This is a genomic window from Streptomyces sp. NPDC058335 (assembly GCF_042723915.1).
GTDB lineage: Bacteria > Actinomycetota > Actinomycetes > Streptomycetales > Streptomycetaceae > Streptomyces.
Map to the genome: position 1 here is coordinate 37,642 of NZ_JBHXHX010000015.1, position 12,613 is coordinate 50,254.

Sequence of the window (12,613 nt, forward strand, 5' to 3'; positions counted from 1 at the left end):
GCGGCGGCATTGGGGCGCCGTCCGGGGCGTCGGCACTACAGCAGCGTCTTCAGGCTCTCCGCCAGCAGGTCCCAGCGCCACCGCTCCTCCACCCACCGGCGGCCTCGTTCGCCCATGCGGCGGCGGAGCTCGGGGTCGGCGAGGAGGGCGGTGACGCGGTCGGCCGTGTCTTCGGGGGAGGTGCCTCGCACCACCCAGCCGGTCTCGCCGTCGAGCACCGCGTCGGGGGCGCCGCCGGAGTCGCCGGCGACGACGGGGAGGCCGGTCGCGGAGGCCTCCAGGTAGACGATGCCGAGGCCCTCGACATCGAGTCCGCCCCGGCGGGTGCGGCACGGCATGGCGAAGACGTCCCCGGCGCCGTAGTGGGCGGGCAGCTCCGACCAGGGGACGGAGCCGGTGAAGCGTACGGAGGCGGCGACACCGGTCTCGTGGGCCAGACGGCGCAGGTGCTTCTCGTAGGGTCCGCCGCCGACGACGAGCAGCACGGTCTCCGGCTCGGCGGCGAGGATGCGGGGCATGGCCCGGATCAGCGTGTCCTGACCCTTGCGCGGGACGAGCCGCGAGACGCACACCACCACCGGGCGGTCGGTGAGCCCGAGACGGGCGCGGACCTCGTCGCCGCCGGAGCCGGGGTGGAAGGTCTTCTCGTCGACGCCCGGCGGCAGTTGCACCATGCGGGCCGCGGCCTCGGGGCTCAGCGCCGTGGCGATCCGCGAGCGCGTGTACTCGCCGAGGTAGGTGATCGTGTCGGTGGCCTCGCCGATCCGCCCCAGCAGCTGCCGGGCGGCGGGCAGCTGCGCCCAGCCGGCCTCGTGGCCGTGCGTGGTGGCCACCAGCCGGCGGGCGCCGGCCTTCCTGAGCGCGGGCGCCATCAGCCCGAGCGGCGCGGCCGCCCCGAACCACACGGACGTGCACCCGTGCTCGCGCAGCAGCCCGACGGCCCGCCGGGTCGCGCCTGGCGTCGGCAGCAGCATCGTCGTGGGGTCCCGTACGACGGTGAAGGGCTGCTCGGCGTCGAAGGCGGCCGTCGCCTCGGTCCCCTCCCGGCCGCGCTTCCAGGTGGACGCGTAGACGACGACGCACTCGGGGTCGAGGCGCAGCGCCATGTTGTGCAGGAACGCCTGGATGCCGCCGGGACGGGGCGGGAAGTCGTTCGTCACGATCAAGGTCTTGTGCATCGCCGCCGACCCTATCCAAACCCTCCTCACAGCCGCGCCCGGCCGTGCCGCACGGGTCACGCACAGCCGGGCGGGAGATCATATGACCCACATACCCTTACCAAGGCGGACGAACAGGGACACAGGTGGAGTTCATGGACGACAGGCGCTCCCCGACCAGCCTGACGGGCCTGCTGGGCACCTGGGGCGTGACCCGGCTCGCGCTGCTGCTGTGCGTGTTCAAGGTGTACGTCTTCCCGGGCCCGGACGTCACCACGGACGTGTCGGTGATCTACCAGGGCTGGTACGACGTGCTGAGCACCGGCACCTTCCCGGTGGACGACGTCACCTGGCAGTACCCGCCCGCCGCCGCCCTCGCGATCCTCTCCCCCGGCCTGCTGCCCTTCCTGGACTACGCGTCGGCCTTCTTCGTCCTGGCCTTCCTCGCCGACCTCGCGGTCCTCGTCCTGCTGCTGCGCGCGGGCCGCTCCCCGCGCGGCGCCTGGGTGTGGGTGGCGGGCGTCCCCCTGCTGGGCCCGACGGTGTACGCCCGCTACGACCTGATGGTGACCGCGGTGGCGGTGGCCGCGCTGCTCTCGGGTGTCCGGCACCCCCGGCTCATGGGCGCGCTGGTGGGTCTGGGGGCGCTGCTGAAGGTGTGGCCCGTGCTGCTGCTGGCCGGTGCCGTGCGGCGGCGGGCCTGGGGCGCGGCGGCCGTCACCGTCGGCGTGCTGTCGGCCCTGTTCGCGGCGGCCGCGCCCGGAGCCTTCGCCTTCCTCTCCTTCCAGCGGGACCGCGGCACCGAGGTGGAGTCGCTGGGCGCCCTGGTCTTCCATGTGGCCCGGCACTTCGGCTGGAGCGGCGAGGTGCTTCTCCACTACGGCTCGGTGGAGTTCCTCGGCCCCCACGTGGGTGTGGTGAGCGACGCGGCCCTCGGTCTGACGGTGGCCGCGTTCGGCTGGCTGCTGCTGTGGCGGCTGCGGGCGACACGGTGGGCCCCGCACACGCTCGCGGACGCCGCCTTCACCGCCGTCCTGCTGTTCACCGTCACCAGCCGTGTGATCAGCCCGCAGTACCTGGTGTGGCTGGTCGGCCTGGCCGCCGTCTGCCGCTGCTTCCGGGACAGCAGAATGGGGCCGCCGACCGCTCTGGTGCTGGCCGCGTCACTGGTGACGGTGCTGGAGTTCCCGGTCTGGTTCGGCCACGTCGTCGCGAGCGATCCCCTCGGGCTCACCCTGCTGATCCTGCGCAACGGCCTGCTCGCGGCGGCCACGGTCACCGCGGCCGTACGGCTGTGGCGCTCGACGGTGCCACGCCCCGAGGCCCCGCCCGCCGAAGCCGGTCAGGCCGCCGCCCGTACCAAGGGCACGCCGGTCTCCTCCTGACGCCACGCCCGCCGCAGCAGCACGCCCACCAGCGCGCACTGCACGGCCATCGAGAGTGCCAGCGCCAGGCACACCCCCGGCAGCCCGAGCCCGGACAGGGCGTACGCGAGCGGCAGCTGGACGGCCGTGCCGAGCACGGTCACCCGCAGCAGCACGGGCGCTCCCCCGCTGCCCTCGAAGACCCCGCCGAGCGCGATGAACCCGGCCGTCAGCAGCAGATACGGGCCCACCGAGCGCAGGAACAGCACGCCCTGCGCCGCCACGGCGGGCCCGGCGCCGAAGGCGGCCATGATCCAGGGCGCCGCGGCGGCCAGCAGCAGGGCCGCCACGAGCCCGACGGCCCCGGAGACGAGCAGCGCCTGCCGTCCGATCGCCCACCGCTCTCCCGGTCGCCCCGCGCCCAGGGTGTGCGCCGTGTGGATGGAGGCGGCCTGCCGCACGGCGTAGAAGGCCATGGTGGCGACGTAGAGGATCTTGTAGGCGATCGCGTACGCGGCCACGGCCGTCACCCCGAGCCGGGCGACGACGGCGACCAGCGCGAGCGCGCCGGCCTGGCGCACCGTGAAGTCGAGGGACATCGGCAGCCCGGTCGTCAGCGTCCGCCGCAGGGCCGCCCAGGTGGACACGCCGGCCGGTACCTCGGCGGCCGACTTCAGCAGCGTGTTGCGGCGCAGCGCGACCAGGCCCAGGCCGAGGGCCACGCACCGGCACAGCACCGTGCAGGCGGCGGCGCCCGGGACGCCGTACAAGTGGATGAGGAGCGGGTCGAGGACGAGGATCAGGGCGTTGGTGAGCAGGGCCAGGCGCATCGGGGTACGGGTGTCGCCGGTGCCCTTGAGGAGGCCGTCGACGAGGTTCTGCGCGAAGAAGACGGCCACGCCCGGCAGGGAGATCGCGAAGTAGGCGACGGCGAGGCCGAGCGCGGGTCCGTCGTCGCCGCCGAGGACCAGCCGCGCCAGGGGTTCGCGCAGCAGGAAGCCGCCCACCGCGGCGACGGGGGTGACCACCGCGCACAGCGCCCAGCCGCCCCGTACGGCCGCGCGCACGGCCGCCGTATCGCATGCGCCGCGGGCGTGCGACACCAGCACGGTCGTGCCGGAGGCGAAGACCAGGGCGATGCCCAGCAGCACGTTCTCGGTGTTGGTGGCCACCGCGACGGCGGCGACGGCGGGCCCACCGAGCCTGGAGACCCAGACGGTGTTGATCAGCCCGGCGGCCACGGAGGCGAGGAGCGAGAAATAGACCGGGCGGGCGAGCGCGACGAGCTGCTCGCGGTGGCTGCGCACGGGGATCTCCGTTCAGTCGGCCCTGCCGGCCCAAGTTCCTCTTGTCGAGCTACCTCGGTTCGAGGTAGCTCGACAAGAGGTAGCATGAGGCCCCGGTGACCGCAAGAAGGAGACCGCGGAAGGAGTCCGCCGATGCTGGAACTGTCGGTCCTCGGCTTCCTCGCCGAGCAGCCGCTGCACGGGTACGAGCTGAAGGAGCGCATCAAGGCGCTCAGCGGCCACGTCCGCCCGGTCAGCGACGGAGCCCTCTACCCGGCGATCACCCGGCTGGTGACGGCCGGGAAGCTCGACCAGCACACCGAGGAGGGCGCGAGCGCGGCCCCGCGCCGGGTGCTGTCACTGACGGAGGCCGGCCACGCGGACCTGCTGGAGCGGCTGCGGCACCCCCGGCAGACCGAGATCACCGACCAGGTCCGCTTCAACACCGTCCTGTCGTTCCTGCGTCACCTGCCCGACCCGCGCGAGCAGGCGGCCGTGCTGCGCCGTCGGCTGGACTTCCTCCTGACGCCGTCGAGCTTCTTCTACCGGGAGGGCGAACCCGTACGGGCGGAGGAGGCCGGGGACCTGTTCCGGCAGGGCGTGCTGCGGGTCGCGCGGGCCACGGGCGAGGCCGAACGGGCCTGGCTCGAAGAGGCGATCGCGGCGCTGGAAGAGTGAGGGGCCGGGGCGCTGCTCAGCCCAGTTCCTCCTGGAGGTACTGGTGCCACTCGGCGGTGAAGTCCTCCAGGGTCGTCCCCAGGACGCTCTCCATCGCCCCCTCGACCGCCCCCGGCCGCTTCCCGTGCTCCCCCACGGCCCGGTAGAACGCATCGAGCTTCTCCTCCCCCCACCGCTCGGCGATCATCCGGCAGGCCGTCCAGCCGCCCTCGTACGCCCGCGCCAGCCGTGCCGCGTCCCCGGCGAAGCCGAAGTCCCCGTCGGACGGCAGCTCCCCCGGCATCCGGCCCTCGCGGACGGTCTTCTGCAGTTCGGGCGCGGCCTCGTCCGGGGCGCGGCCGGTGCCGCGGTAGCCGACCCAGTCGGCATACCCCTCCGACAGCCACAGCGGGGTCGCCGCGTTGGTGTCGGACCGGGTGGCGACATGCGTGGTCTCGTGGGTGAGCACGACCTGTTGGCCGACCGGGCCGAGTACGGCGTAGGCCTCCGGGTTGACGATGACCCGGTCCGCGGGCGCGTCGGGCCCGCCGCCCGTCTCCCCCGTGGTGACCGCGGCGATCCCCCGGTAGGACGAGGCGGGCGAGCCGAGCAGCGCCGCCATGCCGTCCAGCGACTTCGGTACGAGGACGACGACCTGCCGGGCCCAGTCGGTGCCCCACGCCTGCGAGACCGCGGGGACGGCCCGGTCGGCCAGCCCGGCGAAGGTCCGCAGGAGCGCGCCGGACTGGCCGACGCCGAGGACGAGACTGTGTGTGCCCCGCACGACGGTGACCGTGCCCTGGTCCCAGAGCTGCTGTCCGGCCTTCCGCGCGGGCTTCTCGGAGGCCACGGCCCACCGCCCGGCCCCGTCCCGGGTCAGCCGCAGGGTGCGCGCGACGGTCACCGGGGCCCTGTCGTGGCCCTGGATGCGGTAGCTCAGCTCCGCGTCGGCCGCGACGGCGGCGGAGGACCCGTCGGACCGTACGGCGGTGACCCGGTAGGACCAGGCGGCCAGCGGCACGGCCCGCAGCCGGGTGTACGCGGCGGGATCCCCGGTGGCGGCGTAGGCGGTCGCGTCGTGGGCCAGGACGGCGGCGGCCCGCCGGTCCAGCACCCGCTGCACCTCGGCCCTGGCGGTGTCCGTGGCGGGCCGCCCGCCGCAGCCCACGAGCAGCACGAGCAGCAGCACCGCGAGCCCCACGGCTCCGGATCCGCGCGCCCGCCTGCGACCAGCCATTCCCCCGATCGTACGGTGAGCCGCCCCGGAGGGAACCCGGCCGGCGCCCGTCGCACGCCCCGGTCAGGGCCTCGTCACCGAGGACACCGGCATCATCCCGACCGGGTCGTACCGCACGGGTGCGCCCGGGTACGGGGCGTGGATGACCTGGCCGTTGCCCGCGTACATGCCGACATGGCTGGCGTCGGAGCGGTAGGTGACGATGTCGCCGGGCTGCGCCTGGGAGAGCGGGACCCGCCGCCCGGCGTGCGCCTGGGCCTGCGAGGTCCGCGGCAGGCCGACCCCGGCCTGCGCGTACGACCACTGCATCAGGCCCGAACAGTCGAAGCCCGTGGGGCCGTTGGCGCCCCACACGTACGGCCTGCCGAGCGCGGAGCGGGCGGCGGCCAGGGCGGCGGCCGCACGGCCCGAGGCGGCGACGGCACCCTCGGGGCCGGGCAGGTCGGAGCGGCCGGACCGGGAGGCCCGGTCGTAGGCGGCGCGCTCGGCGGACGGCAGGGAGTTCAGCAGTTGCCGGGCCTTGGCGAGCTTCTGCTCGACGGTCCGCTTGTGCTTCTCGACGGCCTCGCGGCTCTTCTCCAGCTCGCCGAGCTTGCGGGTGGCCTCGGCACGTTCCTGGGCGAGTTCGCGCAGGGCGTCCTGGAGGTCCTTCAGTTCACCGGCCTGATGGGTGGTGATGCGGTCGAGGACGGAGGCCTTGTCGAGGTAGTCGGCCGGGTCGCCGGAGAACAACAGCGCCAGCGACGGATCGAGGCCGCCGGAGCGGTACTGGGCGCCGGCCAGCGAGCCGAGCTGTTCGCGCAGGTCGTTGATGCGCTCCTGCTTGCGGGCGATCCGGTCCTGGGAGTCGCCGACCTGCCGGCGCAGGGTGCCGGCCCGCTCCCCGGCCTCGTTGAAGGCCTCGGTGGCCTTCTCGGCGGCCTCGTAGAGCCGGTCCACCTCGGTCCGGGTGTCCTCGTGCGGGGCGGCCGTGGCCGGTAGGGCGGTGGAGACGGCGCCGAGGGCGGCTGCCGTGGCGGACAGGACGCACAGGGCGCCCCGGTCGAACCCGGACGGTGCAAGGCGGCGATGGGACCCCACGGGAAGCCGCGCTCCTTCCACTGGCGGACAGAGACCGTCCCCCCGGCACAAGTGGCGGGGGGAAACGCGGCAGACAGTAGCCCCGTGACAGGGGGCCCACCAACGACCTCTGCGGCCACACAACGTGACACCCCGCCTCTGACGCAGGTCATGGGCGGGGTGTGGGGTCAGCTCACGTCGTGGTGATTCGCCCGTTCGGGCGTCACGGTGTCGCGATCGCGCGGATGCTCAGATCCGGACGCCGAACTGGAACGGCATGTTGTTGATCGACTCGTAGCGCACGACCGTGCCGCTGCGCGGGGCGTGCAGCACCTGGCCGTTGCCCGCGTAGAAACCGACGTGGTGCAGGTCGCCGTAGAAGATCACCAGGTCGCCGACCTTGAGGTCGGACTGGGAGTAGATCCTCGTGCCGGCATTGGCCTGGTCCTGCGAGATGCGCGGGATGCTGACGCCGGCCTGGGCGAACGCCCAGGAGGTCAGGCCGGAGCAGTCGAAGGAGGACGGGCCGCTGGCGCCGTAGACGTAGGGCGAGCCGATCTTGCTCTGGGCGGCCTGGAAGGCAGCCATCGCGCGGCCGGAGGCGGGGCCCGTGTTGCCGAGGTCGACGCGCTCACCGGCGTCGCGGCTGGCGCGGGCGTCGGCGGCGGCCAGGTCGGCCTTCTCCTTCGCCGTCAGCGTGTTGAGGAGCTTCTGCGCCTCGGCCAGCTTGGCCTGGACTTCCTTCTTCTTGTTGCCCAGTTCGGTGCGGGTGGAGGCGAGGTCCTTGAGCTTGCCGGAGGCCTCCGCGCGATCCTGGGCCAGCTCGCGCTGCTTCTCCTGGATCTTCTTCAGCGACTCGACCTGCTGGGCGCTCAACTGGTCGGCGGTGGACGCCTTGTCCAGGTAGTCGTCCGGGTTCGACGACAGGAACAGCTGGAGGGAGGAGTCGATGCTGCCGGAGCGGTACTGGGCCGCGGCCGCCAGGCCTATGGAGTCGCGCAGCTCGTTCAGCTCGTCCTGGCCGCGGGCGACGTTGTCCTGGATCGTGGAGATCTCCTTCTGGAGCTTCTCCTGCTTCTCCTTGGCCCCGTTGTACTTCTCGGTGGCCTGCTCCGCCTCTTCGTAGAGCTTGTCGACCTTGGACTTGACCTCGTCCTTGCTGGGCTTCTCGCTCGGAGCGGCGTTGGCGGCCTGCGAGCTGAGGGCAACAGCGGCAGCGGCCGCGGTGGTCAGCACAGTCACGCGTGTGCGACTCGGCTGCTTGGGTCGACGGTGGGACGCCACGGAGAGCGAGCTCCTTCTTGTGAGTGATCACTCGTGCGGAGGTTCGAAGGCAGACCCTAGTGACCTTCTTGTGATCACTTCAAATCCTGGCGCAGAAAAAGTCGGTGACGGACCGCATTCTTTACACACAACCCACATGCAGTGACGCGCGATTGACGCTACGTTGCGTGACGTTTGCGCCAATTCGGGCATTGGCCCCTTACGTTGACCTTCAGGTCAGTCGCTTCAGGAGCACCGCAGAAGCGACAGGACGCGCCCCCGCCTTGGCCACCCCGTCGGCCACCTCACGGTCGGTCGAGGCGACGATGACCGGCCGGCCGGGCGGCTCGGCCCGCACCAGCTGGCGGATCAGCTCGTCGGCGGTGATCCCCGGCTTGGAGAACAGCACCCGCACCCCGCGCGGCGGCGCCAGCAGCACCGGCGCCACCAGCTCGGCCCCGTCGAAGACACAGGTGACCTCGGCGCCGGTCTGCGCGGCGAGCGCCGAGAGCTGCCCGAGCAGCCGCAGCCGCTGCTTCTCCAACGGCATCTGCGGATAACCGGTCTTGGTGACGTTGTAGCCGTCGACGACGAGATGCGCCTGCGGCAGGGCGAGCAACTGGTCCAGGATCGCGGGGTCGTTCTCCGACAGCGCCCGGGCCGCGATGTCCTTCGGGGTCATCCGGCCGGGCTCCACCGCGTCGACGGTCTCCGCCGGACGGACCGACACCGGCGGCAACGCCAGTTCCCTGCGCAGCCCTTGGGCCGATTCCAGCAAGGTGTCCAGCAACAGCCGTACCCGCATGTCCTCGACGCTGCGGTTCTCGCGGGCCGCCCGCCGGGTGGCCTCCAGCGCGGCCTCCGCCTCGCCGAGCCGGGTCTTCAGCCGCCGCGACTCGCTCTCGGCCGCGGACACCTGCGCCTGCCCCTCGCTCCGCACGGTGTCCAACTCGCCGCGGAGCTTGCGCAGGGCGGCCTCACCGCGCTTGACGTCACTGAGGGCCGACCGCAGCTTGCGGTGCAGCGACTCGGCCTCCCGTTTCGCCGTGTCCAGTTCGGTGCGCAGCCGCTCGGTCTCGGTCCGGGTCAGCTCACGGGCCTCGGCGAGCTGCTCGCGCAGCCGCTCCAGCTCCGCCCGGCTCTCCTCGTCGGCCCGCTCGGCGTCCGCCCGCTGGGCCTCCTCGCCGGCCGCGGTGACCAGCTTGACCCAGCCGGTGGGGCGCAGCACGTAGGCCGCGGCCGCCACGTCGAGCGGGTCCGCGGCCGGGGGCGGCGAGCCGGAGTCGAGGACACCGGCCAGTTCCGGCTGGGCCTCTCTGAACTTCTCCCCGATGCGCTGCCGGAACAGCGGATCGGTCTCCAGCGCGGCCGCCATCGCGTTGCCCGCGAACTTGGCCCTGCGGTTGGGCGCGAACCGGGCGTACTGCCGCAACTGGGCGGGCAGTTCGGCGACGGTCAGGCCGCCGAAGCCGTCCGAGACGATCTGCACGACCCGGCGGCGGACGCCGTCGGGCAGCGGACGGTCGAGCACCTCGGCGGCGCCGTCACCCGGCCCCCCGCCCGTGGTCTCCACCATCCGTCACACCCCAATTCCGTGCGGGGGCCGTCCCCCGTCCTCAGGAGCCGGCGCCCGGCCTGTCCACCAGTTCCACCTGATCCACGGCGTTGCACCAACGGCACCGCACCGACTCGATGGTCTCACTGACCACCTCGCGCTCCTCCACGTTCGCCTCACCGGCGAGATCGAGGTGGACGTACTCGACGACCTTCGACGAGCGCGTCACGTCGAACCGCGTGAGGTTGCCGCAGAGAGTGCAGCGCCACCGCGTCGTGGCGGTCGGCAGGGGAACCGTCATCGTGACCGTCCGCTTCCTTCTAGTGTCCGTCGTCCGGGACCGGGGCGCGCACAAGGCTCCCCGGAGCATGTGGCTCGTAACCCTACGGCCTGGCGGGTACTCGCCGCCCGTCCGTCCACGGCGGCGAGGCGGTCCGGCTGAGTACGTCCCGTTACGTCATGCTCTATGTCCATGATCAGCGACTGGAGCGGGCACCTGGGCCGGGCCGTCCGCCACCCCGTGGCGCCCGTGACGTACCTCCTGATGGCCCTGTGCTGCCTGGTCTTCGTGATCGGCCCGGCCTCGGGCTTCAACCCGGTGTACGGCACCGGCGAGGAGCAGGTGCTCGCGCAGCGCGCCTACTTCCGCCGGTGGGGCGTGATCCCCGCAGACCTGTTCGAAGGCGGGCCGAGGGCCGCCCTCACCCCCCTCACGGCCCTGTTCATCCACGGCAGCTGGGTGCATCTGCTGGGCAACATGCTCTTCCTCTACGTCTTCGGGGCGATGACCGAGCACCGGATGGGCCGCGTCGCGTTCACCCTCTTCTACCTCGGCAGCGGCTGCCTGGCGCTGCTGGGCTACGCCGCCGCCAACGCCGACTCCGAGCAGTCCCTGGTCGGCGCCTCCGGGGCGATCTCGGCGGTCCTCGGCGCGTTCCTGTACCTGTTTCCCCGGGCCCGCGTCACCAGTCTTCTGCCGTTCCTCTTCTTCCTGCCGCTGCGCTTCCCGGCCTGGGTCGTGCTGCCCTTCTGGGCGGCGCTGCAGTGGCTGGCGGCGGGGCGGGCCGGGCAGGGGCCGGGCGTGGCGTACCTGGCGCACCTCGTGGGCTTCGGGCTGGGCTTCGTCTACGCGTGGGCCCGGTTCACCCGGCCCACTAGAGTGAGCAGCAGCCCAGCTCCGGCCCCCGAGGGAGAGAACCAGCCGTGATCACCGCGATCGTCCTCATCAAGACCAGCGTGGACCGGATCCCCGAGATCGCGGAGTCGATCGCTTCGCTGGAATCCGTGAGCGAGGTGTTCTCCGTGACCGGCACCTACGACCTGATCGCCATGGTGCGGGTGCGGCAGCACGAGGACCTCGCCGAGATGATTCCGGGGCGGATCAGCAAGATCCCCGGCGTGGAGGCGACGGACACGCACGTGGCGTTCCGTACGTACTCGCAGCACGACCTGGAGGCGGCGTTCGCGATCGGCCTGGACTCCTGACCGTCTGAACACCGCCTCCGGCGGACGGGATCCCCTACACCGCCGGGACGCAGCGGCCGTCCTCGGTCCTGTACGTCCACTTCGCGCCCACGGTCACCAGTTCCCGTACGGCCGCGACGAAGCGGTCGACGTGCTCGTCGGGGGTGCCCGCGCCGAAGCTCACGCGGATCGCGTTGAGGGACTTCTCACCGGGGGCCGCCTCGGGGGCGCCGCACTCGCCCTGGCTCTGGGGGTCGCTGCCCAGGAGGGTGCGGACCAGGGGGTGGGCGCAGAAGAGGCCGTCGCGGACGCCGATGCCGTACTCGGCGGAGAGCGCGGCGGCGAAGTGGGAGCTGTTCCAGCCGTCCACGACGAAGGAGATCACGCCGACCCGCGGGGCGTCGTCGCCGAAGAGGGACAGGATCCGCACCTCGGGGACCTCCGCGAGGCCGGTGCGGACCTTCTCGACGAGGTACTGCTCGCGGGCCACCAGCGCGTCGAAGCCCGCCTCGGTGAGCGCCTTGCAGGCGGAGGCGATGGAGTAGGCGCCGATGACGTTCGGGGAGCCCGCCTCGTGCCGGGCGGCGCTCTCGTGCCACTCCACGTCCACTCCCCCGTCCTGACGCCGGGTGACCTTGCGGCTGGCGCCGCCGCCCGCGAGGTACGGCTCGGCCGCCCGCAGCCAGTCGGCGCGGCCGGCCAGGACGCCGGAGCCGAAGGGGGCGTACAGCTTGTGGCCGGAGAAGGCGACCCAGTCGACGTCGAGGTCACGGACGGACACCGGGTGGTGCGGGGCGAGCTGCGCGGCGTCCAGGACGATCCGGGCGCCGTGGGCGTGCGCCGCGGCTGCCAGTTCGCGTACGGGCCACAGCTCGCCGGTGACGTTGGAGGCGCCGGTGACGCAGACCAGGGCCGGGCCGTGGCCCTCTTGACCGGATGCGGTGCGGCCGGCGAGCGCGCTCTCCAGGGTGGCGACGGCCTGCCGCGGGGTGCGCGGGGCGTCGAGGTAGGTGACCCGGGCGTCCTTCCACGGCAGCAGCGAGGCGTGGTGCTCGGTCTCGAAGACGAAGACCTGGCAGTCGGCGGGGAGGGCGGCGGCGAGGAGGTTCAGCGAGTCGGTGGTGGAGCGGGTGAAGACCAGCTGGTCGTCGGGCCGGCAGTCGAGGAACTCGGCAACCGTCCGGCGGGCGTTCTCGAAGAGGTCGGTGGAGAGCTGGGAGAGGTACCCGGCGCCGCGGTGGACGCTGCCGTAGTAGGGGGCGTAGGCCGCCACGTCGTCCCAGACGCGCTGGAGGGCGGGGGCGCTGGCCGCGTAGTCGAGGGCCGCGTAGCTGACTTCGCCGCCGGTGACGAGCGGGACGGTGACATCACGTCCCAGAACGGGCAGCGGGGCACAAATGGTCTGGGCGGCGGCAGCGGTGGAGACGGACATGACTGAACTCCCGTGAAAGGAAAGGGCCGGGGTTGGGGGGAACCCCCAAAGGGCACGGCACCACGCGAGCGGTTACGGCTCGAGCGCGGGAAAGTGACAGAGGGACGCTGAAGCGGGGCTCTGCGGCCCTATCGCATTC

12 protein-coding genes are annotated in these 12,613 nt (G+C 72.8%); 4 read left to right on the forward strand and 8 right to left on the reverse strand.

From position 1 onward, the window contains the following. Positions 1 to 35: 35 nt before the first annotated feature. Positions 36 to 1,178 carry a glycosyltransferase family 4 protein gene (locus tag ACFWJX_RS27350; RefSeq protein WP_383248303.1) on the reverse strand — a complete coding sequence of 381 codons (1,143 nt, stop codon included), beginning with the start codon at positions 1,176 to 1,178 and terminating at the stop codon, positions 36 to 38. Between the two features lie 134 nt (positions 1,179 to 1,312). On the opposite strand from ACFWJX_RS27350, the gene ACFWJX_RS27355 reads away from it, so the two are divergent. Continuing rightward, on the forward strand, positions 1,313 to 2,542 hold the full coding sequence (locus ACFWJX_RS27355; protein ID WP_383248305.1) for a glycosyltransferase 87 family protein: 1,230 nt from the start codon (positions 1,313 to 1,315) through the stop codon (positions 2,540 to 2,542). Here ACFWJX_RS27355 and ACFWJX_RS27360 read toward each other — a convergent pair. Then, a complete protein-coding gene (locus ACFWJX_RS27360; protein WP_383248307.1) occupies positions 2,500 to 3,828 on the reverse strand; it encodes an MATE family efflux transporter in 1,329 nt (442 codons plus the stop codon). The two genes, ACFWJX_RS27355 and ACFWJX_RS27360, sit on opposite strands and share 43 nt — an antisense overlap. A gap of 132 nt (positions 3,829 to 3,960) precedes the next feature. Here ACFWJX_RS27360 and ACFWJX_RS27365 point away from each other — a divergent pair, with 132 nt between their 5' ends. Continuing rightward, positions 3,961 to 4,485: a PadR family transcriptional regulator gene (locus ACFWJX_RS27365; protein WP_383248309.1), complete on the forward strand. Its 525-nt coding sequence runs from the start codon at positions 3,961 to 3,963 to the stop codon at positions 4,483 to 4,485. 16 nt (positions 4,486 to 4,501) lie between these two features. On the opposite strand, the gene ACFWJX_RS27370 is transcribed toward ACFWJX_RS27365, so the two are convergent. The 5 genes from ACFWJX_RS27370 to ACFWJX_RS27390 form a co-directional block, all read right to left on the reverse strand. After that, positions 4,502 to 5,701 (reverse strand): hypothetical protein, encoded by a 1,200-nt coding sequence (locus ACFWJX_RS27370; RefSeq protein ID WP_383248311.1) that lies wholly within the window; start codon positions 5,699 to 5,701, stop codon positions 4,502 to 4,504. Between the two features lie 63 nt (positions 5,702 to 5,764). After that, positions 5,765 to 6,781, reverse strand: coding sequence for an NlpC/P60 family protein (locus ACFWJX_RS27375; RefSeq protein WP_383248313.1), 1,017 nt, complete (start codon positions 6,779 to 6,781; stop codon positions 5,765 to 5,767). 228 nt (positions 6,782 to 7,009) lie between these two features. After that, complete coding sequence (locus tag ACFWJX_RS27380; protein WP_383248315.1) at positions 7,010 to 8,044, reverse strand: NlpC/P60 family protein; 1,035 nt, start codon at positions 8,042 to 8,044, stop codon at positions 7,010 to 7,012. 211 nt (positions 8,045 to 8,255) lie between these two features. Beyond that, positions 8,256 to 9,599, reverse strand: a complete 1,344-nt coding sequence (locus ACFWJX_RS27385; protein ID WP_383248317.1) for an NYN domain-containing protein — start codon at positions 9,597 to 9,599, stop codon at positions 8,256 to 8,258. Positions 9,600 to 9,639: 40 nt separating this feature from the next. Further along, positions 9,640 to 9,879 (reverse strand): hypothetical protein, encoded by a 240-nt coding sequence (locus ACFWJX_RS27390; protein WP_086768194.1) that lies wholly within the window; start codon positions 9,877 to 9,879, stop codon positions 9,640 to 9,642. Positions 9,880 to 10,050: 171 nt separating this feature from the next. Here ACFWJX_RS27390 and ACFWJX_RS27395 point away from each other — a divergent pair, with 171 nt between their 5' ends. Then, positions 10,051 to 10,785 (forward strand): rhomboid family intramembrane serine protease, encoded by a 735-nt coding sequence (locus tag ACFWJX_RS27395; protein WP_383248630.1) that lies wholly within the window; start codon positions 10,051 to 10,053, stop codon positions 10,783 to 10,785. Beyond that, positions 10,782 to 11,063 carry an Lrp/AsnC family transcriptional regulator gene (locus ACFWJX_RS27400; RefSeq protein ID WP_073491884.1) on the forward strand — a complete coding sequence of 94 codons (282 nt, stop codon included), beginning with the start codon at positions 10,782 to 10,784 and terminating at the stop codon, positions 11,061 to 11,063. The genes ACFWJX_RS27395 and ACFWJX_RS27400 overlap by 4 nt, the downstream gene beginning before the upstream one ends. Before the next feature lie 34 nt (positions 11,064 to 11,097). Here ACFWJX_RS27400 and ACFWJX_RS27405 read toward each other — a convergent pair whose 3' ends face one another. Continuing rightward, positions 11,098 to 12,474, reverse strand: a complete 1,377-nt coding sequence (locus ACFWJX_RS27405; RefSeq protein ID WP_383248320.1) for an aminotransferase class V-fold PLP-dependent enzyme — start codon at positions 12,472 to 12,474, stop codon at positions 11,098 to 11,100. Between the last annotated feature and the right edge of the window lie 139 nt (positions 12,475 to 12,613).

Bases quoted from the DNA above. Each gene is read 5' to 3' on its own strand.
- ACFWJX_RS27350 (WP_383248303.1), bottom strand. From the start codon at position 1,178: ATGCACAAGACCTTGATCGTGACGAACGACTTCCCGCCCCGTCCCGGC.
- ACFWJX_RS27355 (WP_383248305.1), top strand. From the start codon at position 1,313: ATGGACGACAGGCGCTCCCCGACCAGCCTGACGGGCCTGCTGGGCACC.
- ACFWJX_RS27365 (WP_383248309.1), top strand. From the start codon at position 3,961: ATGCTGGAACTGTCGGTCCTCGGCTTCCTCGCCGAGCAGCCGCTGCAC.
- ACFWJX_RS27370 (WP_383248311.1), bottom strand. From the start codon at position 5,701: ATGGCTGGTCGCAGGCGGGCGCGCGGATCCGGAGCCGTGGGGCTCGCG.
- ACFWJX_RS27385 (WP_383248317.1), bottom strand. From the start codon at position 9,599: ATGGTGGAGACCACGGGCGGGGGGCCGGGTGACGGCGCCGCCGAGGTG.
- ACFWJX_RS27390 (WP_086768194.1), bottom strand. From the start codon at position 9,879: ATGACGGTTCCCCTGCCGACCGCCACGACGCGGTGGCGCTGCACTCTC.
- ACFWJX_RS27395 (WP_383248630.1), top strand. From the start codon at position 10,051: ATGATCAGCGACTGGAGCGGGCACCTGGGCCGGGCCGTCCGCCACCCC.
- ACFWJX_RS27405 (WP_383248320.1), bottom strand. From the start codon at position 12,474: ATGTCCGTCTCCACCGCTGCCGCCGCCCAGACCATTTGTGCCCCGCTG.